Origin of the sequence: Pseudomonas sp. EGD-AK9 (assembly GCF_000465935.2) — a bacterium.
Lineage (GTDB): Bacteria > Pseudomonadota > Gammaproteobacteria > Pseudomonadales > Pseudomonadaceae > Aquipseudomonas.
This window is the reverse complement of record NZ_AVOF01000351.1, coordinates 23,835-44,001: the sequence shown is the minus strand read 5'-3', so window position 1 is coordinate 44,001 and position 20,167 is coordinate 23,835. Positions and strand designations below refer to the sequence as shown.

The window sequence follows — 20,167 nt, the reverse complement described above, 5'->3', positions numbered from 1 at the left end:
GCCAGCGCACCGGCCCGGCGCTGCGGGCGTTCAGTGGCGCGCGGCCTGGGCGGCGCCGCGACACCCTACCGAGTGCTCAGTCGTCCTTGCCCTTGCTGCGCATGGCGCGCTGCACTTCGCGGTCGGCGTCGCGTTCCTTCTCGACATGGCGCTTGTCGAAGTCCTTCTTGCCCTTGGCCAGGGCGATCTCGCACTTGACCAGGTGCTGCTTCCAGTACAGCGACAGCGCCACGCAGGTGTAGCCCTTCTGCTGCACCGAGCCGAACAACTTGTCCAGCTCGCGCTTGTTCAGCAGCAGCTTGCGGGTACGGGTCGGGTCGGCGATGACGTGGGTGCTGGCGGTCTGCAGCGGGGTGATGTGCGCCCCCATCAGCCAGGCCTCGTCGTCCTTGAGCAGCACGTAGCTGTCCACCAGCTGCGCCTTGCCGGCGCGCAGGCTTTTCACTTCCCAGCCGGACAGCACCAGGCCGGCCTCGAACTTGTGTTCGATGAAGTAGTCGTGCAGCGCCTTCTTGTTCAGCGCGATGGTGCCTTGGGGATGTTTCTTTTGCTTAGCCATAGGGCGCGCATTATAGGGAGTCGCCAACGCCTGCGCTATGGGCGGAGCCGGCGCCGAACTTGAGCCCATGCGGCGAATCTCCGACAATGCGCGATCTTTTTTCCCGCAGCATGGGTTTGGCCGCATATGGCGAACGACAAAGTCTCGATTCACGGTGCCTGGGCCAGTCGCTGGGTGTTCATCCTGGCGGCCACCGGCTCGGCGGTCGGCCTCGGCAATATCTGGAAGTTTCCCTACATGACCGGGGTCTACGGCGGCGGGGCCTTCGTCGTCATGTACCTGTTCTGCATCGCCCTGGTCGGCGTGCCGATCATGCTGGCCGAGACCCTGATCGGCCGTCGTGGCCGACAGAGTCCGGTCAACGCCATGAAGAGCCTGGCCGTCGAGGCCGGCGCCTCGAAGCACTGGTCGCTGGCGGCGCTGGTGGGCATGGTCGCCGCGTTGCTGATCCTGTCGTTCTACAGCGTGGTGGCCGGCTGGTCGCTGGACTACATCCTGGGCATGGGCCGCGGAGATTTTACCGGGGTCACGGCCGACGGCGCCGGCGCCGCCTTCGGTGGCCTGACCGGCGATCCCTGGCGCCTGACCCTGTGGCATAGCCTGTTCATGCTGCTTACCGCGGTGGTCATCGCCAAGGGCGTGGTCGCCGGCCTGGAGCGCAGCCTGCGCATCATGATGCCGCTGCTGTTCGTCCTGCTGCTGGTGCTGCTGGGTTACAGCTTCACCACCGGACACTTCTGGCAGGGCTTCGACTTCCTCTTCCATTTCGATCCGAGCAAGGTGCAGGACGGCATCCTCGCCGCCATGGGCCATGCCTTCTTCACGCTCAGCGTCGGCGTCGGTTCGATCATGGTCTACGGCGCCTACATGCCGAAGCGGGCCTCGATCGGTGCCACGGTGCTCACCGTCGGCGTGCTCGACACCCTGGTGGCGCTGACCGCGGGGCTGGCGCTGTTTCCCATCGTCTTCGCCGCCGGCCTGGAGCCGGGCGGCGGTCCGGGCCTGATGTTCGTCACCCTGCCCATTGCCTTCGGCAATATCGCCTTCGGCCAGGTCATGGGGCTGATCTTCTTCGTGCTGGTGGCGGTGGCGGCCTGGAGTTCATCGATCTCCATGCTCGAGCCGGCGGTGGCCTATTTCGTCGAGAAGACCGCGCGCAGCCGCGCGCAGGTGACCGCCGTGCTGGCGCTGCTGTGCTGGCTGGTGGGCATGGGCACCGTGCTGTCGTTCAACCTCTGGGCCGAGGCCAAGTTCTTCGTCTTCGCCGATGACGGCTTCCACCTGCTGCAGTGGGGCGCCGAGGGCGGCAAGACCTTCTTCGACAGCATCGACTACCTCACCAGCCGCATCCTGCTGCCGCTGGGCGGGCTGTCCTTCGCCCTGTTCGCCGGTTGGGTGCTGAGCCGCGACGCGGTGCGCGAAGAGCTGGCGATCAGAAGTCCGCTGCTGTTCAATCTGGCCCTCTGGCTGATTCGCGTGGTGGCGCCGATCGGCGTGCTGATCGTCTTTGTCGCGGAGCTGAGCAAATAAATGACCACGCGCATCCAACGCTCGGCGCTGCTGCCCTATCCGGCGCAGGCACTGTTCGACCTGGTCAACGACGTGGCCAGCTATCCCGAGTTCCTGCCCTGGTGCCGCGCCAGCCAGGTGCTGGAGGTCAGCGAGGTCCATATGCTGGCCAGCCTGGAGGTGGCCAAGGGCAGCCTCAGCCAGCGCTTCGTCACCCGCAACACGCTGCAGCCCGGGCAGCGCATCGAGATGAACCTGCAGGAGGGTCCGTTCACCCGCCTGCACGGCGTTTGGGAGTTCAAGGCGCTCGGCGACAAGGCCTGCAAGATCAGCCTGGACCTCTCCTTCGACTATGCCGGCCCGCTGGTGCGCGCTACCCTGGGGCCTCTGTTCAACCAGGCGACCAACACCCTGGTCGACGCCTTTTGCCAAAGGGCCAAGCAGCTGTATGGATAAGCGCAACATCGCCATCGAAGTGGTCTACGCCCTGGCCGACAAGCAGAAGCTGTTGCGCCTGTCGGTGCCGGCCGGCACCACGGTGCGCGAGGCGGCGCTGCTCTCGGGCATGCAGCAGCATTTTCCCGGCCTGGACCTGCAGCAGGCGCCGCTGGGCATCTTCGGCAAGGCGGTGGCCAAGCCCGAGGAGCGGGTGCTGGAGGAGGGCGAACGGGTGGAAATCTACCGGCCGCTGATCGCCGACCCCAAGGAAGTGCGCAAACAGCGTGCGGCCAAGGCCAAGGCGAAAGAAGAAGGCGGAGAGCAGGTCTGAGAAGCGCCCGCCAGACATGAAAAAGCCCGGATCGCTCCGGGCTTTTTCATGTCTGGGTGTTACTGCGGATCGGTATCCAGTGGCTCCGGTACCGGTACCGGTACGGTCTCCACCTGGTCCACTTCGCGCTGGATCTGCTCCAGCAGCGAGCCCGGTGCGGGCGGGGTGTCGTCCTGCTGCTGCGGCTGGGCTTGCGGGGTGGTCACGCCGCTGTCCTCGCCGAGAATCGCCTGGTCGCGGCTGACGCCGGGCATGAAGTCGCCGGCCAGGCCGACCAGTTGATCGTTGCCGTCGAACACCAGGCTGACGCGCTCCTGCAGGCGCTGAGTGCCACCCGGCTGGATGCTGTAGAGGTAGTCCCAGCGGTCGGCGTGGAAGGTGTCGGTGATCAGCGGATTGCCCATGATAAACCGCACTTGGCGTCGGGTCATTCCCGGGCGCAGCTGGTCTATCATGTCCTGTGTCACGACATTGCCCTGTTGGATGTCGATCTTGTAAACCCCGGGGAATGAACAACCGGCGAGTGCGAAGAGCCCGGTCAGCGACAGGCTGGTCAGCAAGAGCTTGGTTTTTTGCATCGGAGGGTGACTTCCACTATCTTGGGCAACTTGAACCCCGGATCATACCCGTATTGAAGGGTGCTGCGAAGCAGCATCCATGAGAAAGCAGACCATGGTTGAAAATAGCGAACTGCGCAAAGCTGGACTGAAAGTGACTCTGCCACGGGTGAAAATCCTGCAGATGCTCGACAACGCCGAGCACCGTCACATGAGTGCGGAAGACGTCTACAAGGCACTGATGGAAGCCGGCGAAGACGTCGGCCTGGCCACCGTGTACCGCGTGCTGACCCAGTTCGAAGCGGCCGGCCTGGTGGTGCGCCACAACTTCGACGGCGGTCACGCGGTGTTCGAGCTGGCCGACAGCGGCCACCACGACCATATGGTCTGCGTGGATTCCGGCGAAGTGATCGAGTTCTTCGATGCGGAGATCGAGAAGCGCCAGAAGGAGATCGTCAAGGAGCACGGTTTCGAACTGGTGGATCACAATCTGGTGCTGTACGTGCGCAAGAAGAGCTGATGCTTTTGCTGCAATGAAAAAGGCGACCCGCGGGTCGCCTTTTTGTTTTTCGGTTTTCCGTTGCCCGAATGAAGGTCGGCGGGCCATGTCGAGCATTGCCGGATCGTATCCGGGCCAGGCTCCGCTTAGGCGGCCTGGGCCTTGCTCACCATCTTGCGCGCGTGGGCCAGGGATTCCTTGGTCAGATCGACGCCGCCGAGCATGCGCGCGATTTCCTCGATACGACCGTCGTTGTCCAGCTTGCTCACCGCCGTGGCAGTGGCGTCCTCGTCGCGGCGCTTGTGCACGAACAGGTGCTGATGGCCCTGCGCGGCCACCTGCGGCAGGTGGGTGACGCACAGCACCTGGCCGCGTTCGCCGAGGCGACGCAGCAGCTGGCCGACCACTTCGGCGGTGGGGCCGCCGATACCGACGTCCACTTCGTCGAACACCAGGGTCGGCACGCGCGAGGTCTGCGCGGTGATCACCTGGATTGCCAGGCTGATGCGCGACAGTTCTCCGCCCGAGGCCACCTTGGCCAGCGCACGCAGCGGCTGGCCGGGGTTGGCGCTGACCAGGAACTCCACGCTCTCCAGGCCGCCGGCCTGCGGCTCGTCGCTGTCCAGCGGTTGCAGCTGGATGCTGAAACGCCCGCCGGGCATGCCTAGCGCCTGCATCTCCTGCTCCACCGCGGCGCTCAGGCGCGCGGCGGCCTGGGCGCGCAGGGCGCTGAGCTCTTCGGCCTTTTCCCGGTAGTGGCGGGCGTAGGCGGCCAGCTCCTCGGCCAGGCGCTCGCCGGCCTGGTCGTCGGCGTTCAGCCCTTCCAGCTCCTCGAACAGTTGCTGCTGCAGGGCGGCCAGTTCGCCGGGTTGGATGCGGTGCTTGCGCGCCAGGGTGTAGATGCTGTCTAGGCGTTCTTCCAGGTATTGCTGGCGCTCGGGGTCGGCGTCGAAGTGATCGAGGAAGCGGTTCAGCTCGCCGACCGCTTCTTCCACCTGGATCTGTGCGCTGGCCAGCAGGTTGCTGGCTTCGCCGAGGGCGCCGCCCTGGCCGGCGAAGCCGCCGAGACGGTTGAGGCTGGCGGTCAGCGCCGACAGCACGTTGCCGGCATCGCTCTCGCTGCACAGCTCCAGCACCTGACGGCAGGCGCCGAGCAGGGCTTCGGCGTTGCTCAGGGCCTTGTGCTCCTGTTCCAGCTGTTCCAGTTCGTGCTCGCCCAGGGCCAGGTTGTCCAGTTCTTCCAGCTGGTAGCTGAGCAATTGATGGCGCGCGCGCTGCTCGTCGCCCTGGCTGGAAACACGCTGCAGCTCGTTACGCGTCTGCTTCCAGCGCTGCGCGGCCAGTTGCACCTGGCGCGCCAGCTCCTGGCTGGCGGCGTATTCGTCGAGCAGGCGGCGATGGGTGTCGGTCTTCAGCAGCGACTGGTGCTCGTGCTGGCTGTGGATATCGATCAGCAGCTCGCCCAGAGCCTTGAGGTCGCCCAGTGGGCAGGGCGTGCCGTTGATATAGCCGCGCGAGCGGCCCTCGGCGGTGATCACTCGGCGCAGGATGCACGGGCCGTCGTGGTCCAGGTCGCGTTCGGCGAGCCAGGCGCGGGCTTCGGCGATGTCGCTCAGGTCGAAGCTGGCGAGGATGTCCGCCTTGTCGCTGCCGGGGCGCACCACGCCGCTGTCGGCGCGGTCGCCCAGGCACAGGCCGAGGGCGTCGAGCATGATCGACTTGCCGGCGCCGGTCTCGCCGCTGATGGCGCTCATGCCGCGGTCCAGCTCGAGATCGAGGTGGTCGACGATGGCGTAGTTGTGAATGGACAGGTGCACCAGCATGGCGAACGCTCCCGAAGTGAGGTCTGGTTATTTATACAGTGTTTTTTCTTTTCCTGACAATCCTCCCTATCGCCCCTTGAAAGCTGGGGATTTGGCTCCATATAGGCGGGCAGGTGCGCGAGTCGAGTTCGCGCCGGTTTATTCGAGAGGAGAGAGGCATGGCTGACGAACAGACCCTGGATACGCAGAACCCCGAGGCGCAGGCGGCTGAGGCCGCGGCGGCGGGCGACGACCTGGCTGCTCGCGTGCAAACGCTGGAAGAGCAACTGGCCGCTGCGCAGGATCAGTCGCTGCGCATGGCTGCCGACCTGCAGAACGTGCGCCGCCGCGCCGAGCAGGACGTGGAGAAGGCGCACAAGTTCGCCCTGGAAAAATTCGCCAACGACCTGCTGCCGGTGGTCGACAGTCTGGAGCGCGGCCTGGAGCTGTCCAGCCCGGACGACGAGGCGATCAAGGCGGTGCGCGAAGGCATGCAGCTGACCCTCAAGCTGTTCCACGACACCCTGGCGCGCTACCAGCTGGAAGCCATCGATCCGCACGGCGCGCCGTTCAACCCGGAACACCACCAGGCCATGGCCATGGAGGAGAGCATCCACGCCGAGCCCAACTCGGTGCTCAAGGTGTTCCAGAAGGGCTATCTGCTCAACGGTCGCCTGCTGCGTCCGGCCATGGTCGTGGTCAGCAAGGCGCCGCTGACGCCGCCGCCGTCCATCGACGAGCAGGCTTGAAATCCGCCGCGCCGTCCCCATTTCTAAGTCAAGCGTTTTAGTGCTACCGCCGCCGGCGAAACCAGGCAGCGGAAAAATCAAAGTTTCGGGAGAACATTCATGGGCAAAATCATCGGTATCGACCTGGGGACCACCAACTCCTGCGTCTCCATTCTGGAAAACGGCAACGTCAAGGTGATCGAGAACGCCGAAGGCGCGCGCACCACGCCGTCGATCATCGCTTACGCCAACGATGGCGAAATCCTCGTCGGCCAGTCGGCCAAGCGCCAGGCAGTGACCAACCCGCACAACACCCTGTACGCGGTGAAGCGTCTGATCGGCCGCCGCTTCGACGAAGAAGTGGTGCAGAAAGACATCCAGATGGTGCCGTACAAGATCGTCAAGGCCGACAACAACGACGCCTGGGTCGAGGTCAACGGCCAGAAGATGGCACCGCCGCAGATCAGCGCCGAAGTGCTGAAGAAGATGAAGAAGACCGCCGAGGACTACCTGGGCGAGCCGGTCACCGAGGCCGTCATCACCGTTCCGGCCTACTTCAACGACAGCCAGCGCCAGGCCACCAAGGACGCCGGCCGCATCGCCGGTCTCGACGTCAAGCGCATCATCAACGAGCCGACCGCGGCGGCGCTGGCCTATGGCATGGACAAGGCCAAGGGCGACCACACCGTGATCGTCTATGACCTGGGTGGCGGTACCTTCGACGTGTCGGTGATCGAGATCGCCGAAGTCGACGGCGAGCACCAGTTCGAGGTGCTGGCCACCAACGGCGACACCTTCCTCGGTGGCGAGGACTTCGACATTCGCCTGATCGACTACCTGGTCGACGAGTTCAAGAAAGAAACCGGCATGAACCTCAAGGGCGACCCGCTGGCCATGCAGCGCCTGAAGGAAGCCGCGGAGAAGGCCAAGATCGAGCTGTCCTCCAGTCAGTCGACCGACGTCAACCTGCCGTATATCACCGCCGATGCCACAGGGCCCAAGCACCTCAACGTGAAGATCTCCCGCGCCAAGCTGGAGTCGCTGGTCGAGGACCTGGTGCAGCGCACCATCGAGCCGTGCCGCATCGCGCTGAAGGACGCCGGTATCGACGTGGCCAAGATCGACGACGTGATCCTGGTCGGCGGTCAGACCCGCATGCCGCTGGTGCAGAAGACCGTCGCCGAGTTCTTCGGCAAGGAAGCACGCAAGGACGTCAACCCGGACGAAGCCGTGGCCATGGGCGCCGCCATTCAGGGCGCGGTACTGGCCGGCGACGTCAAGGACGTGCTGCTGCTCGACGTCAGCCCACTGACCCTGGGTATCGAGACCATGGGCGGGGTGATGACCGCGCTGATCGAGAAGAACACCACCATCCCGACCAAGAAGTCGCAGGTGTTCTCCACCGCCGACGACAACCAGAGCGCCGTGACCATCCACGTGCTGCAGGGCGAGCGCAAGCAGGCCGCGCAGAACAAGTCGCTGGGCAAGTTCGACCTGGCCGAGATCCCGCCGGCCCCGCGCGGTGTGCCGCAGATCGAAGTGACCTTCGACATCGACGCCAACGGCATCCTCCACGTGTCCGCCAAGGACAAGGCCACCGGCAAGCAGCAGTCCATCGTGATCAAGGCCAACTCCGGCCTGTCCGAGGACGAGATCGAGCAGATGATCCGCGACGCCGAGGCCAACGCCGAGGAAGACCGCAAGTTCGAGGAGCTGGCCACCGCGCGCAACCAGGGCGATCAGCTGGTGCACGCCACCCGCAAGATGCTCACCGAGGCCGGCGACAAGGCTGACGCCTCCGAGAAGGCGGCCATCGAGAAAGCCATCGGCGATCTGGAAGTCGCGCTCAAGGGTGACGACAAGGCCGCCATCGAGGCCAAGATGAACGCCCTGTCCGAGGCCACCACGCCGCTGGCGCAGAAGATGTACGCCGAGCAGCCGCAGGCCGGCGCCGCCCAGCCGGGTGACGGCGATGCCAAAGGCGCCGCCGACGACGTGGTCGACGCCGAGTTCGAAGAGGTCAAGGAGAACAAGTAAGGGCTGCGGTTCGCACGCGAACCGCCCCCTGCTTTCGCTCCACCGTCGCCTGGCGACGGGCAGGATTCGCCGCGCGGGAGCCCTCTCCCGCGTCGGCGTATCTGGAGCTCACGAATCTGAGAGTGCAGCACGACTATGGCAAAACGAGACTATTACGAAGTCCTGGGTGTGGAGCGCGGCGCCAGCGAGGCCGAGCTGAAGAAGGCCTACCGGCGCCTGGCGATGAAGTATCACCCGGACCGCAACCCGGACGACAAGGGCGCCGAGGAGAAATTCAAGGAGGCCAACGAGGCCTACGAAGTGCTCTCCGACGCCGGCAAGCGTTCGGCCTATGACCAGTACGGTCATGCCGGCGTCGACCCGCAGATGGGCGGCGGCGGTGGCGCCGGTTTCGGCGGCGCCAACTTCTCCGACATCTTCGGCGACGTCTTCAGCGACTTCTTCGGCGGCGCCCGCGGCGGTTCGCGCGGTGGTGCCCAGCGCGGCTCGGATCTGCGCTACACCCTGGAGCTGGACCTGGAAGAGGCGGTGCGCGGCACCACCGTGACCATTCGCGTGCCGACCCTGGTCGGGTGCAAGACCTGCGATGGTTCGGGCGCGAAGAAGGGCACCAGCCCGGTGACCTGTACCACCTGCGGCGGTATCGGCCAGGTGCGCATGCAGCAGGGCTTCTTCTCGGTGCAGCAGACCTGCCCGCGCTGCCACGGCAGCGGCAAGATGATCACCGACCCCTGCGGCAGCTGCCATGGCCAGGGTCGGGTGGAAGAGAGCAAGACCCTGTCGGTCAAGGTGCCGCCGGGCGTCGACACCGGCGACCGCATCCGCCTGTCCGGCGAGGGCGAGGCGGGCTCCCATGGCGGGCCGGCCGGCGACCTCTACGTTGTGGTCAACGTGCGCGAGCACGCGATCTTCCAGCGCGACGGCAAGCACCTGTACTGCGAGGTGCCGATCAGCTTCGCCGACGCGGCGCTGGGCGGCGAGCTGGAAGTGCCGACCCTCGACGGCCGGGTCAAGCTGAAGATCCCCGAAGGTACCCAGACCGGCAAGCTGTTCCGTCTGCGCGGCAAGGGTGTGGCGCCGGTACGCGGCGGTGCGGCGGGCGACCTGATGTGCCGGGTGGCGGTGGAAACCCCGGTCAATCTGAACAAGCGCCAGCGCGAGCTGCTCGACGAGTTCCGCAAGTCGCTGCAGGGCGACGACTCCCACTCGCCCAAGGCCAGTGGCTGGTTCGAAGGCGTCAAGCGCTTCTTCGGCGACGTATAAAACCCTGGCCTCAGGCTGCAGGCATGGCTTGCAGCTTGGGGCTTGCAGCTTGGAGCTGATGCTATGCAACGTATCGCAGTGATGGGCGCCGCCGGGCGCATGGGCAAGACCCTGATCGAAGCCGTGCGCCAGGCCGAGGGCGCGCAGCTGACCGCCGCCATCGACCGCCCGGACAGCAGCCTGATCGGCGCCGATGCCGGCGAACTGGTCGGCCTGGGCAAGATCGGCGTGGCGTTGGTCGGCGATCTCGCCGCCGCGACTGCCGAGTTCGACGTGTTGATCGACTTCACCCACCCCTCGGTGACCCTGAAGAACCTGGAAATCTGCCGCGCCGCCGGCAAGGCCATGGTGATCGGCACCACCGGCTTCACCGCGGAAGAAAAACAGCGGCTGAACGAGGCGGTCAGGCAGATTCCCATCGTCTTCGCCGCCAACTTCAGCGTCGGCGTCAACCTCTGCCTGAAGCTGCTGGACACCGCCGCCCGCGTGCTGGGCGACGATGTCGATATCGAAATCATCGAGGCCCACCACCGGCACAAGGTCGATGCGCCGTCCGGCACTGCGCTGCGCATGGGTGAAGTGGTGGCCGATGCCCTCGGCCGTGACCTGCAGAAGGTCGCGGTGTACGGTCGTGAAGGCCAGACCGGCGCCCGCGCGCGTGAAACCATCGGCTTCGCCACCGTGCGTGCCGGCGACGTGGTCGGCGACCACACCGTGCTGTTCGCCGCCGACGGCGAGCGGGTGGAGATCACCCACAAGGCCTCCAGTCGCATGACCTTCGCCAAGGGGGCGGTGCGTTCGGCGCTGTGGCTGCAAGGCCGTGCGCCGGCCCTGTACGACATGCAGGACGTGCTGGGGCTGAAGTAGGGCGTGTCGGGCGCAGCCGGCGGGCGCAGTGCAAAGGCTGCCGAGCCCTGGCTCGGATGAAATCCGGGGATGCAGCGACGCTAGTCCCCCGGATGGCGTCCGGCTATAGGCTCGATACGACGCACGGGTCATATCGGGTGGACCGAAAAAGGGTTTTCCTGTAAGCTTCCCGCTTTAGTGTGTCCACTAAAAGTTACGCAGAAATGGCTCTGATAAAAAAGCGGGATGACCTTCACACGTCATCCCGCTTTTTTACAATCTGCGTTTGCTTCAAGCCTTGATCGAGACGGAGGTCTTCTTGACTAAGCCAGCCCCTAAACCCGCCATTCTGGCCCTCGCTGACGGCAGCATCTTTCGCGGCGAATCCATCGGGGCCGATGGCCAGACCATCGGAGAGGTGGTGTTCAACACCGCCATGACCGGCTATCAGGAAATCCTCACCGATCCTTCCTATGCCCAGCAGATCGTCACCCTGACCTACCCGCATATCGGTAACACCGGCACCACGCCGGAGGACGCCGAGTCCAACCGCGTCTGGGCCGCCGGCCTGATCATCCGCGATCTGCCGCTGATCTCCAGCAACTGGCGTGACAAGCAGCCGCTGGACGAATACCTCAAGGAAAACGGCACCGTCGCCATCTCCGGCATCGACACCCGCCGCCTGACCCGCATCCTGCGCGAGAAGGGCTCGCAGAACGGCTGCATCCTGGTGGGCGAAGGCGCCACCGAGGAAAAGGCGCTGGAGCTGGCGCGCAGCTTCCCGGGCCTCAAGGGCATGGACCTGGCCAAGGTGGTCAGCTGCGAGCAGCCCTACGAGTGGCGCTCCAGCGTGTGGAACCTGGATAGCGACAGCCACCCGGAAATCGCCGCGGCCGAACTGCCTTACCACGTGGTCGCCTACGACTACGGCGTCAAGCTGAACATCCTGCGCATGCTGGTCGCCCGCGGCTGCCGCCTGACCGTGGTGCCGGCGCAGACGCCGGCCAAGGACGTGCTGGCGCTGAACCCGGACGGCGTGTTCCTCTCTAACGGCCCCGGCGACCCCGAGCCCTGCGACTACGCCATCGCCGCGATCAAGGAAATCCTCGAGACCGAGATTCCGGTGTTCGGCATCTGCCTCGGCCACCAGCTGCTGGCCCTGGCCTCCGGCGCCAAGACCCTGAAGATGGGCCACGGCCACCACGGCGCCAACCACCCGGTGCAGGATCTGGATTCCGGCGTGGTGATGATCACCAGCCAGAACCACGGTTTCGCCGTGGACGAGAACAGCCTGCCGAGCAACCTGCGGCCGATCCACAAGTCGCTGTTCGACGGCACCCTGCAGGGCATCGAGCGTACCGATAAGGTGGCGTTCAGCTTCCAGGGCCACCCGGAAGCCAGCCCCGGCCCGCACGATGTGGCCCCGCTGTTCGACCGCTTCATCTCCGCCATGGCGGCCCGTCGCTGATCGCTGAGTCCAGGAATTCGAGAGTTACCCCATGCCAAAACGTACAGATATCAAAAGCATCCTGATCCTAGGCGCCGGCCCCATCGTCATCGGCCAGGCGTGCGAGTTCGACTACTCCGGCGCCCAGGCGTGCAAGGCGCTGAAGGAAGAAGGTTTCCGCGTCATCCTGGTGAACTCCAACCCGGCCACCATCATGACCGACCCGTCGATGGCCGACGCCACCTACATCGAGCCGATCAAGTGGGCCACGGTGGCCAAGATCATCGAGAAGGAGCGCCCGGACGCCCTGCTGCCGACCATGGGCGGCCAGACTGCGCTGAACTGCGCCCTGGACCTGGAGCGCCACGGCGTGCTGGAGAAGTTCGGCGTCGAGATGATCGGTGCCAACGCCGACACCATCGACAAGGCCGAAGACCGCTCGCGCTTCGACAAGGCGATGAAATCCATCGGCCTGGCGTGCCCGCGCTCCGGTATCGCCCACAGCATGGAAGAAGCCTACGGCGTGCTGGAGATGGTGGGCTTCCCCTGCATCATCCGGCCGAGCTTCACCATGGGCGGCACCGGCGGCGGCATCGCCTACAACCGTGAGGAATTCGAGGAAATCTGCGCCCGTGGTCTGGATCTGTCGCCGACCAACGAGCTGCTGATCGACGAATCGCTGATCGGCTGGAAGGAATACGAGATGGAGGTGGTCCGCGACAAGAAGGACAACTGCATCATCGTCTGTTCCATCGAGAACTTCGACCCGATGGGCGTGCACACTGGCGACTCGATCACCGTCGCGCCGGCGCAGACCCTGACCGACAAGGAATACCAAATCATGCGCAACGCCTCCCTGGCGGTGCTGCGTGAGATCGGTGTGGAAACCGGCGGCTCCAACGTGCAGTTCGGCATCTGCCCGAACACCGGGCGCATGGTGGTGATCGAGATGAACCCGCGCGTGTCGCGCTCCTCGGCGCTGGCCTCCAAGGCCACCGGCTTCCCGATCGCCAAGATCGCCGCCAAGCTGGCTGTCGGTTACACCCTCGACGAGCTCTCCAACGACATCACCGGCGGGCGCACCCCGGCATCCTTCGAGCCGGCCATCGACTACGTCGTGACCAAGATTCCGCGTTTCGCCTTCGAGAAGTTCCCCAAGGCCGACGCCCGCCTGACCACCCAGATGAAGTCCGTGGGTGAAGTCATGGCCATCGGCCGTACCTTCCAGGAGTCGGTGCAGAAAGCCCTGCGCGGCCTGGAAGTGGGCGTTGCCGGCTTTGATCCGAAGCTCGACCTCAATGACCCGGAAGCCGAGAGCACCCTGCGTCGCGAGCTGACCGTGCCCAGTGCCGATCGCATCTGGTACGTGGCCGATGCCTTCCGCGCCGGCAAGAGCGTCGCCGAAGTGTTCGAGCTGACCCGCATCGACGAGTGGTTCCTGGTGCAGATCGAGGATCTGGTCAGGGAAGAGGAGAAGGTCAAGACCCTCGGGCTGTCCGCCATCGACTACGAGCTGATGTTCAAGCTCAAGCGCAAGGGCTTCTCCGATGCGCGTCTGGCCAAGCTGCTGGGCGTTTCCGAGAAGAGCCTGCGTGCTCACCGCCACAAGCTGAAAGTGCTGCCAGTGTACAAGCGCGTGGACACCTGCGCCGCCGAATTCGCCACCGACACCGCCTACATGTACTCGACCTACGAGGAAGAGTGCGAGGCCGCGCCGTCCAGTCGCGACAAGATCATGATCCTCGGCGGCGGTCCCAACCGTATCGGCCAGGGCATCGAGTTCGACTACTGCTGCGTGCACGCGGCGCTGGCCATGCGTGAAGACGGTTACGAGACCATCATGGTCAACTGCAACCCGGAAACCGTTTCCACCGACTACGACACCTCCGACCGCCTGTACTTCGAGCCGGTGACCCTGGAGGACGTGCTGGAAATCGTCCGCGTCGAGCAGCCCAAGGGCGTGATCGTGCAGTACGGCGGCCAGACCCCGCTGAAGATCTGCCGCGCCCTGGAAGAGGCCGGCGTGCCGATCATCGGCACCAGCCCCGAGGCCATCGACCGCGCCGAAGACCGCGAGCGCTTCCAGCAGATGGTGCAGCGCCTGGGCCTGCGCCAGCCGGCCAACGCCACCGCGCGCAGCGAGGACGAGGCCCTGGCCCTGTCCAAGGGCATCGGCTACCCGATGGTGGTGCGTCCGTCCTACGTACTGGGCGGCCGGGCGATGGAAATCGTCTACCAGGAAGAAGAGCTCAAGCGCTATATGCGCGAGGCCGTCAAGGTCTCCAACGACAGCCCGGTGCTGCTCGATCGCTTCCTCAACTGCGCCATCGAGGTGGACGTGGATGCGGTGTGCGACGGTGAGACCGTGGTGATCGGCGCGATCATGCAGCACATCGAACAGGCCGGCGTGCACTCCGGTGACTCCGCCTGTTCGCTGCCGCCGTACTCGCTGCCGGCACACATCCAGGACGAGATCCGCGAGCAGGTCAAGAAGATGGCCCTGGAGCTCGGCGTGGTCGGCCTGATGAACGTGCAGATGGCCGTGCAGGGCGAGGACATCTACGTCATCGAGGTCAACCCGCGGGCCTCGCGTACCGTGCCGTTCGTCTCCAAGTGCGTCGGTGAGTCCCTGGCCAAGGTGGCCGCCCGGGTCATGGCCGGCAAGAGCCTGGCCGAAGTGGGCTACACCAAGGAAATCATCCCGCCGTTCTTCAGCGTCAAGGAAGCGGTGTTCCCCTTCGCCAAGTTCCCGGGCGTCGACCCCATCCTCGGCCCGGAAATGAAGTCCACCGGTGAAGTCATGGGCGTCGGCGACAGCTTCGGCGAGGCCTTCGCCAAGGCCCAGCTGGGCGCCAGCGAGATTCTGCCGAACTCCGGCTGCGCCTTTATCAGCGTGCGCGAAGACGACAAGCCGGAAGCCGTGCAGGTCGCCCGCGACCTGGTGGCGCTGGGCTTCGAGGTGGTCGCCACCGCCGGCACCGCCAAGGTGATCGAGGCCGCCGGGCTGCCGGTGCGTCGGGTCAACAAGGTGACCGAAGGTCGTCCGCACGTGGTCGACATGATCAAGAACGACGAAGTCACCCTGATCATCAACACCACCGAGGGGCGTCAGTCCATCGCTGACTCCTACTCGATCCGTCGTAACGCTCTGCAGCACAAGATCTACTGCACCACCACCATCGCGGCGGGGCAGGCGGTCTGCGAGGCGCTCAAGTTCGGTCCCGAGAAGACCGTGCGCCGGCTGCAGGATCTGCATGCAGGAATCAAGGCATGAATAAATACCCCATGACCGTCCAGGGCGCGCGCGCCCTGGAAGAGGAGCTGGCGCACCTGACCAAGGTGCTGCGCCCGCAGCTCAGCCAGGCCATCGGCGAGGCGCGCGAGCTGGGCGACCTCAAGGAAAACGCCGAATACCATGCCGCGCGCGAGCAGCAGGGCATGGTCGAGGCGCGTATCCGGGACATCGAAGGCCGCCTGCAGAATGCGGTGATCATCGACGTCACCAGCATCGCCCACACCGGCAAGGTGATCTTCGGCACCACGGTGGAAATCGCCAACGTCGAGACCGACGAAAGCGTGACCTACCAGATCGTTGGCGAAGACGAGGCCGACATCAAGCAAGGCAAGATCTCCGTCGGCTCGCCCATCGCCCGTGCCCTGGTGGGCAAGGAAGAGGGCGACGTGGTGACCGTGCAAACGCCCAGCGGCCTGATCGAGTACGAGATTGTCGAAGTCCGCCACCTATAAGCTGAGCCAGCCGTCGCGGGCCGGCGCCGTCAGCTGGCAGCTGGCCCAGACGCTCTGGGTCGGTGGCCTGTGGTTGCTGCAGTTCGTCGTCCTGCCGGCCATCGGCCAGCTCGGCCTGGCGCCGCTGCTGGTCGAGGAGATCGCCACGCGGCTGGTGCCGCTGCTGGTGGGGATGACTGCCGTTTGCGTCGGCGTGCAGGTGGTGGCGCTGCTGCGCGGCGAGGGGCTGGTCAGCCTCTGGCGCGACTTGCGCGGTCAGCTGCTGCTGACCGTGGCGGTCATGGCGCTGAGTTATGGCGTGGTGCTGCGCTACTGGCCGGAGGCCGGGCAGTGGCTACGCTTCAGCTACTTGGTGATGGCATTCTGCGGGCTGCTGCTGGTGCTGCAGCCCGTGCCGGGGCAAACGCGCGGGGCTTGATGCCGCGGCTCAGCCCTGGTGACGAATCACGTTGGACAGGTTGCGGTTCGGCTTGGGGTTCTTGCGATAGAGCAGGGCCATCTTGCCGATCACCTGCACCAGTTCGGCCCGGCCGCTCTGGCACAGCGCCTCGATGGCGGCCAGGCGGTCTTCGCGCTCGGCGACGCGCAGCTGCACCTTGATCAGTTCATGATCGTTCAGGGCGCGCTCCAATTCGGCCAGCACGCCTTCGGTCAAACCGTTGTCGGCCACGATCAATACAGGTTTCAGGTGGTGGCCGATAGATTTGAACTGTTTCTTCTGCTCTTGAGTGAGCGGCATAATCTGACCCCTAAGTTCGGTCTGGAAAAACGGCGCCTATCTTACCCGAGCCGGCGCGGTTATTCATGACCCGTTAAATCCGAGGTTTTGCGTGGCCCGTTCCAAGACCAGCCAGCGTTGGCTGAAAGAACATTTCGATGATCCCTACGTGAAGATGGCGCAGAAGGACGGCTATCGTTCGCGCGCCAGCTACAAGCTGCTGGAGATCCAGGACAAGGACCGCATCCTGCGCCCGGGCATGACCGTGGTCGACCTGGGCGCCGCACCGGGCGGCTGGTCGCAGGTGACCAGTCGGGTGATCGGCGACAAAGGTCGGCTGATCGCCTCCGATATCCTGGAGATGGACGCCATTCCCGACGTTGCCTTTATCCAGGGCGACTTCACCGACGATGCGGTGTTCGCGCGGATTCTCGAAGCCATCGGGGAAAACCCGGTGGACCTTGTGATTTCCGACATGGCCCCCAATATGAGTGGGGTGAGAACCGCCGATCAGGCGCGCGCCATGTACCTGTGCGAGCTGGCGCTGGATCTGGCTGGACGCGTGCTGCGTCCGGGCGGCGATTTTCTGATCAAGATTTTCCAGGGCGAAGGTTTCGACGCCTACCACAAGCAGGTGCGCGAGACGTTCGACAAGGTGCAGATGCGCAAGCCGCTGTCTTCGCGCGATCGCTCCCGCGAGCAGTACCTGCTGGCCCGCGGATTTCGCGGGGTCTAGGGTGAAACCGGCGCGCCCGGAGCGGGTCTTAATGTTAGAGACCTAATAAAGGGTTACAGACGGTGCCTGCCAGATGCGGGCGTTTGGTGTAAGTTAGGTCGGTATATCACTGGTCGTCATGGGAAGCCTGCTTCGCCACGAGGCCTGCTTCAGAGGGTAGCTAATTGAACGACATGGCAAAGAACCTGATCCTGTGGCTGATCATTGCGGCCGTATTGGTCACCGTGATGAACAACTTCTCCAGCCCGAGCGAGCCACAGACCCTGAGCTACTCGCAGTTCATCGAGCAGGTCAAGGAGGGGCGCGTCGAGCGCGTCACCGTCGACGGTTTCGTGATCACCGGCAAGCGCACCGACGGCGAAGGCTTCAAGACCATTCGTCCGGCGATCCAGGACGGCGGCCTGATCGGCGACCTGATCGATAACAACGTGGTCATCGAGGGCAAGCAGCCCGAGCAGCAGAGCATCTGGACCCAGTTGCTGGTGGCCAGCTTCCCGATTCTGGTGATCATCGCCGTGTTCATGTTCTTCATGCGCCAGATGCAGGGGGGCGCTGGCGGCAAGGGCGGGCCGATGAGTTTCGGCAAGTCCAAGGCGCGCCTGCTCTCCGAAGACCAGGTCAAGACCACCTTCGCTGACGTCGCCGGTTGCGACGAGGCCAAGGAAGAGGTTAGCGAGCTGGTGGAGTTCCTCCGCGACCCGGGCAAGTTCCAGCGCCTGGGCGGACGTATCCCGCGTGGCGTGCTGATGGTCGGCTCGCCAGGTACCGGTAAGACGCTGTTGGCCAAGGCCGTGGCCGGCGAAGCAAAAGTGCCGTTCTTCACCATCTCCGGCTCCGATTTCGTCGAGATGTTCGTCGGTGTCGGCGCTTCCCGCGTACGTGACATGTTCGATCAGGCCAAGAAGCACGCGCCGTGCATCATCTTCATCGACGAAATTGACGCCGTCGGTCGCCATCGCGGCGCCGGCATGGGCGGCGGGCACGACGAGCGCGAGCAGACCCTCAACCAGCTGCTGGTGGAGATGGACGGCTTCGAAATGAATGACGGCATCATCGTCATCGCCGCCACCAACCGTCCCGACGTGCTCGACCCGGCACTGCTGCGCCCCGGTCGTTTCGACCGCCAGGTGGTGGTCGGCCTGCCGGACATCCGCGGCCGCGAGCAGATTCTGAAGGTGCATATGCGCAAGGTGCCGATGAGCGACGACGTGCAGCCGGCGGTGATCGCCCGCGGCACCCCGGGCTTCTCCGGCGCCGACCTGGCCAACCTGGTCAACGAGGCCTCGCTGTTCGCCGCCCGCGCCGGCAAGCGCGTGGTGGAAATGAAGGAGTTCGAGCTGGCCAAGGACAAGATCATGATGGGCGCCGAGCGCAAGACCATGGTCATGTCCGACAAGGAGAAGCTCAACACTGCGTTCCACGAGGCCGGTCACGCCATCGTCGGGCGTCTGGTGCCCGAGCACGACCCGGTCTACAAGGTGTCGATCATTCCGCGCGGTCGCGCCCTGGGCGTGACCATGTTCCTGCCGGAGGAGGATCGCTACAGCCTGTCCAAGCGCGCGCTGATCAGCCAGATCTGCTCGCTGTTCGGCGGCCGTATCGCCGAGGAAATGACCCTGGGCTTCGACGGTGTCACCACCGGCGCCTCCAACGACATCATGCGCGCCACCCAGCTGGCCAAGAATATGGTGACCAAGTGGGGCCTGTCCGAGAAACTCGGTCCGCTGATGTATGCCGAGGAAGAGGGCGAGGTGTTCCTCGGTCGCAGCATGGGCAGCCAGCACAGCAATGTGTCCGGCGAAACCGCCAAGTTGATCGACGAGGAAGTGCGGCGCATCATCGACGAGTGCTACGCCACCGCCAAGAAGCTGCTGGTGGAGAACCGCGACAAGCTCGACGCCATGGCCGAGGCGCTGATGAAGTACGAAACCATCGACGCCGATCAGATCGACGACATCATGAATGGCCGCGAGCCGCGTGAGCCGCGCGGTTGGGATGGCGGCGGCGACTCCGGTGCGCCGCAGGCCAAGGTCGACGAGGTCGATCGTCCCGAGAAGCCCATCGGCGGGCCGGCGGCAGAGCACTGATCGCCTATGTCCCTCGCGCAATACCCAAGCCGGCTGCCCTGTGGCAGCCGGCTTCTTGATTTGTCCCGTCCGCAGGTGATGGGCATCCTCAATGTCACCCCCGATTCCTTCTCCGATGGCGGCCGCTTCACTGCGCGCGACGCCGCGCTGCGCCATGCCGCGGCCATGGCCGCGGCAGGGGCGACGCTGATCGACGTCGGTGGTGAGTCGACGCGTCCTGGCGCGCGCGTGGTTTCGCCGACCGAGGAGCTGGAGCGCGTGGCGCCGGTGGTCGAGGCCATCGCCCGTGAGCTGGACGTGATCATCTCGGTCGACACCTCGACCCCGGCGGTGATGCGCGAAACGGCGCGACTCGGTGCCGGGTTGATCAACGACGTGCGCTCGCTGCAGCGCGATGGCGCGCTGGATGCCGCCGCCGACAGCGGCCTGCCGGTGTGCCTGATGCATATGCGCGGCGAGCCCGGCAATATGCAGGACGACCCGCAGTACCCGGATATCCTGGTCGAGGTGCGCGACTTTCTCGAAGAGCGCATGGCAGCCTGCGCGACGGCCGGTATTCCCGCCGAGCGGATCGTGCTCGATCCGGGCTTTGGTTTCGCCAAGACCCTGGAGCACAATCTGGCCCTGTTCAAGCGAATGGGCGAGCTCTCCGTCCTCGGCCGCCCGCTGCTGGTTGGCGTGTCGCGCAAGAGCATGATCGGCAAGGTGCTCGGTCACGAGGTGGGCGAGCGCCTGTATGGCAGCCTGGCGCTGGCGGCCCTGGCGCTGACCAAGGGCGCCCATATTTTGCGTGTGCACGACGTCGCCGAAACGGTGGACGTGGTGCGGATGATCGCCGCGGTGGAAGCGGCGCACTAACAAGG

At 65.1% G+C, this 20,167-nt stretch carries 19 protein-coding genes; 15 read left to right on the top strand and 4 right to left on the bottom strand.

Annotation, left to right across the window (positions count from 1 at the left end; translation table 11 throughout):
• Positions 1 to 76 precede the first annotated feature (76 nt).
• On the bottom strand, positions 77 to 559 hold the full coding sequence (smpB, locus tag N878_RS16045; RefSeq protein WP_021444625.1) for an SsrA-binding protein SmpB: 483 nt from the start codon (positions 557 to 559) through the stop codon (positions 77 to 79).
• A gap of 126 nt (positions 560 to 685) precedes the next feature.
• Between smpB and N878_RS16040 the strand changes: the two genes are divergently transcribed.
• Genes N878_RS16040 through N878_RS16030 form a run of 3 tightly spaced genes read left to right on the top strand, consistent with a single transcriptional unit; the run spans position 686 to position 2,837 of the window.
• Positions 686 to 2,089, top strand: a complete 1,404-nt coding sequence (locus N878_RS16040; RefSeq protein WP_021444624.1) for a sodium-dependent transporter — start codon at positions 686 to 688, stop codon at positions 2,087 to 2,089.
• Positions 2,090 to 2,524, top strand: coding sequence for a type II toxin-antitoxin system RatA family toxin (locus N878_RS16035; RefSeq protein WP_021444623.1), 435 nt, complete (start codon positions 2,090 to 2,092; stop codon positions 2,522 to 2,524).
• Positions 2,517 to 2,837 (top strand): RnfH family protein, encoded by a 321-nt coding sequence (locus N878_RS16030; protein ID WP_021444622.1) that lies wholly within the window; start codon positions 2,517 to 2,519, stop codon positions 2,835 to 2,837. Before N878_RS16035 ends, N878_RS16030 begins: the two co-directional genes overlap by 8 nt.
• A gap of 59 nt (positions 2,838 to 2,896) precedes the next feature.
• Here the strand turns inward: N878_RS16030 and N878_RS16025 are convergent, their stop codons facing one another.
• A complete protein-coding gene (locus N878_RS16025; RefSeq protein WP_021444621.1) occupies positions 2,897 to 3,415 on the bottom strand; it encodes an outer membrane protein assembly factor BamE in 519 nt (172 codons plus the stop codon).
• Positions 3,416 to 3,509: 94 nt separating this feature from the next.
• On the opposite strand from N878_RS16025, the gene fur reads away from it, so the two are divergent.
• On the top strand, positions 3,510 to 3,914 hold the full coding sequence (gene fur, locus N878_RS16020) for a ferric iron uptake transcriptional regulator (protein ID WP_031303278.1): 405 nt from the start codon (positions 3,510 to 3,512) through the stop codon (positions 3,912 to 3,914).
• Between the two features lie 125 nt (positions 3,915 to 4,039).
• Here the strand turns inward: fur and recN are convergent, their stop codons facing one another.
• On the bottom strand, positions 4,040 to 5,716 hold the full coding sequence (recN, locus tag N878_RS16015; RefSeq protein WP_021444619.1) for a DNA repair protein RecN: 1,677 nt from the start codon (positions 5,714 to 5,716) through the stop codon (positions 4,040 to 4,042).
• Between the two features lie 158 nt (positions 5,717 to 5,874).
• On the opposite strand from recN, the gene grpE reads away from it, so the two are divergent.
• The 8 genes from grpE (at position 5,875) to N878_RS15975 (ending at position 16,181) form a co-directional block, all read left to right on the top strand.
• A complete protein-coding gene (gene grpE / locus N878_RS16010) occupies positions 5,875 to 6,444 on the top strand; it encodes a nucleotide exchange factor GrpE (RefSeq protein WP_021444618.1) in 570 nt (189 codons plus the stop codon).
• A gap of 99 nt (positions 6,445 to 6,543) precedes the next feature.
• On the top strand, positions 6,544 to 8,460 hold the full coding sequence (gene dnaK / locus N878_RS16005; RefSeq protein ID WP_021444617.1) for a molecular chaperone DnaK: 1,917 nt from the start codon (positions 6,544 to 6,546) through the stop codon (positions 8,458 to 8,460).
• Between the two features lie 135 nt (positions 8,461 to 8,595).
• Complete coding sequence (gene dnaJ / locus N878_RS16000; RefSeq protein WP_031303276.1) at positions 8,596 to 9,723, top strand: molecular chaperone DnaJ; 1,128 nt, start codon at positions 8,596 to 8,598, stop codon at positions 9,721 to 9,723.
• A 63-nt stretch (positions 9,724 to 9,786) separates the two neighbouring features.
• Positions 9,787 to 10,590, top strand: coding sequence for a 4-hydroxy-tetrahydrodipicolinate reductase (gene dapB / locus N878_RS15995; RefSeq protein WP_021444615.1), 804 nt, complete (start codon positions 9,787 to 9,789; stop codon positions 10,588 to 10,590).
• 298 nt (positions 10,591 to 10,888) lie between these two features.
• Positions 10,889 to 12,037: a glutamine-hydrolyzing carbamoyl-phosphate synthase small subunit gene (gene carA / locus N878_RS15990; RefSeq protein ID WP_021444614.1), complete on the top strand. Its 1,149-nt coding sequence runs from the start codon at positions 10,889 to 10,891 to the stop codon at positions 12,035 to 12,037.
• Positions 12,038 to 12,068: 31 nt separating this feature from the next.
• Complete coding sequence (carB, locus tag N878_RS15985) at positions 12,069 to 15,290, top strand: carbamoyl-phosphate synthase large subunit (RefSeq protein ID WP_021444613.1); 3,222 nt, start codon at positions 12,069 to 12,071, stop codon at positions 15,288 to 15,290.
• Positions 15,287 to 15,763, top strand: coding sequence for a transcription elongation factor GreA (greA, locus tag N878_RS15980; RefSeq protein WP_021444612.1), 477 nt, complete (start codon positions 15,287 to 15,289; stop codon positions 15,761 to 15,763). Before carB ends, greA begins: the two co-directional genes overlap by 4 nt.
• A complete protein-coding gene (locus N878_RS15975) occupies positions 15,741 to 16,181 on the top strand; it encodes a hypothetical protein (protein ID WP_021444611.1) in 441 nt (146 codons plus the stop codon). The genes greA and N878_RS15975 overlap by 23 nt, the downstream gene beginning before the upstream one ends.
• A gap of 9 nt (positions 16,182 to 16,190) precedes the next feature.
• Here N878_RS15975 and yhbY read toward each other — a convergent pair whose 3' ends face one another.
• The gene (yhbY, locus tag N878_RS15970) at positions 16,191 to 16,502 is read right to left on the bottom strand and encodes a ribosome assembly RNA-binding protein YhbY (RefSeq protein WP_031303274.1); all 312 of its coding nucleotides are present in this window, start codon (positions 16,500 to 16,502) and stop codon (positions 16,191 to 16,193) included.
• A gap of 91 nt (positions 16,503 to 16,593) precedes the next feature.
• Here yhbY and rlmE point away from each other — a divergent pair, with 91 nt between their 5' ends.
• The 3 genes from rlmE (at position 16,594) to folP (ending at position 20,162) form a co-directional block, all read left to right on the top strand.
• Entirely contained in the window at positions 16,594 to 17,217 is a 624-nt protein-coding gene (rlmE, locus tag N878_RS15965; protein WP_021444609.1) for a 23S rRNA (uridine(2552)-2'-O)-methyltransferase RlmE, read from the top strand.
• A 173-nt stretch (positions 17,218 to 17,390) separates the two neighbouring features.
• Positions 17,391 to 19,304, top strand: coding sequence for an ATP-dependent zinc metalloprotease FtsH (gene ftsH / locus N878_RS15960; RefSeq protein WP_021444608.1), 1,914 nt, complete (start codon positions 17,391 to 17,393; stop codon positions 19,302 to 19,304).
• A gap of 6 nt (positions 19,305 to 19,310) precedes the next feature.
• Positions 19,311 to 20,162, top strand: coding sequence for a dihydropteroate synthase (gene folP, locus N878_RS15955; RefSeq protein ID WP_031303272.1), 852 nt, complete (start codon positions 19,311 to 19,313; stop codon positions 20,160 to 20,162).
• Positions 20,163 to 20,167: the final 5 nt, after the last annotated feature.

What these genes read in the sequence shown, in the direction of transcription:
- smpB (WP_021444625.1), bottom strand. Translation starts at nt 559, where the DNA reads ATGGCTAAGCAAAAGAAACATCCCCAAGGCACCATCGCGCTGAACAAG.
- N878_RS16040 (WP_021444624.1), top strand. Translation starts at nt 686, where the DNA reads ATGGCGAACGACAAAGTCTCGATTCACGGTGCCTGGGCCAGTCGCTGG.
- N878_RS16035 (WP_021444623.1), top strand. Translation starts at nt 2,090, where the DNA reads ATGACCACGCGCATCCAACGCTCGGCGCTGCTGCCCTATCCGGCGCAG.
- N878_RS16030 (WP_021444622.1), top strand. Translation starts at nt 2,517, where the DNA reads ATGGATAAGCGCAACATCGCCATCGAAGTGGTCTACGCCCTGGCCGAC.
- N878_RS16025 (WP_021444621.1), bottom strand. Translation starts at nt 3,415, where the DNA reads ATGCAAAAAACCAAGCTCTTGCTGACCAGCCTGTCGCTGACCGGGCTC.
- fur (WP_031303278.1), top strand. Translation starts at nt 3,510, where the DNA reads ATGGTTGAAAATAGCGAACTGCGCAAAGCTGGACTGAAAGTGACTCTG.
- recN (WP_021444619.1), bottom strand. Translation starts at nt 5,716, where the DNA reads ATGCTGGTGCACCTGTCCATTCACAACTACGCCATCGTCGACCACCTC.
- grpE (WP_021444618.1), top strand. Translation starts at nt 5,875, where the DNA reads ATGGCTGACGAACAGACCCTGGATACGCAGAACCCCGAGGCGCAGGCG.
- dnaK (WP_021444617.1), top strand. Translation starts at nt 6,544, where the DNA reads ATGGGCAAAATCATCGGTATCGACCTGGGGACCACCAACTCCTGCGTC.
- dnaJ (WP_031303276.1), top strand. Translation starts at nt 8,596, where the DNA reads ATGGCAAAACGAGACTATTACGAAGTCCTGGGTGTGGAGCGCGGCGCC.
- dapB (WP_021444615.1), top strand. Translation starts at nt 9,787, where the DNA reads ATGCAACGTATCGCAGTGATGGGCGCCGCCGGGCGCATGGGCAAGACC.
- carB (WP_021444613.1), top strand. Translation starts at nt 12,069, where the DNA reads ATGCCAAAACGTACAGATATCAAAAGCATCCTGATCCTAGGCGCCGGC.
- greA (WP_021444612.1), top strand. Translation starts at nt 15,287, where the DNA reads ATGAATAAATACCCCATGACCGTCCAGGGCGCGCGCGCCCTGGAAGAG.
- yhbY (WP_031303274.1), bottom strand. Translation starts at nt 16,502, where the DNA reads ATGCCGCTCACTCAAGAGCAGAAGAAACAGTTCAAATCTATCGGCCAC.
- ftsH (WP_021444608.1), top strand. Translation starts at nt 17,391, where the DNA reads ATGGCAAAGAACCTGATCCTGTGGCTGATCATTGCGGCCGTATTGGTC.
- folP (WP_031303272.1), top strand. Translation starts at nt 19,311, where the DNA reads ATGTCCCTCGCGCAATACCCAAGCCGGCTGCCCTGTGGCAGCCGGCTT.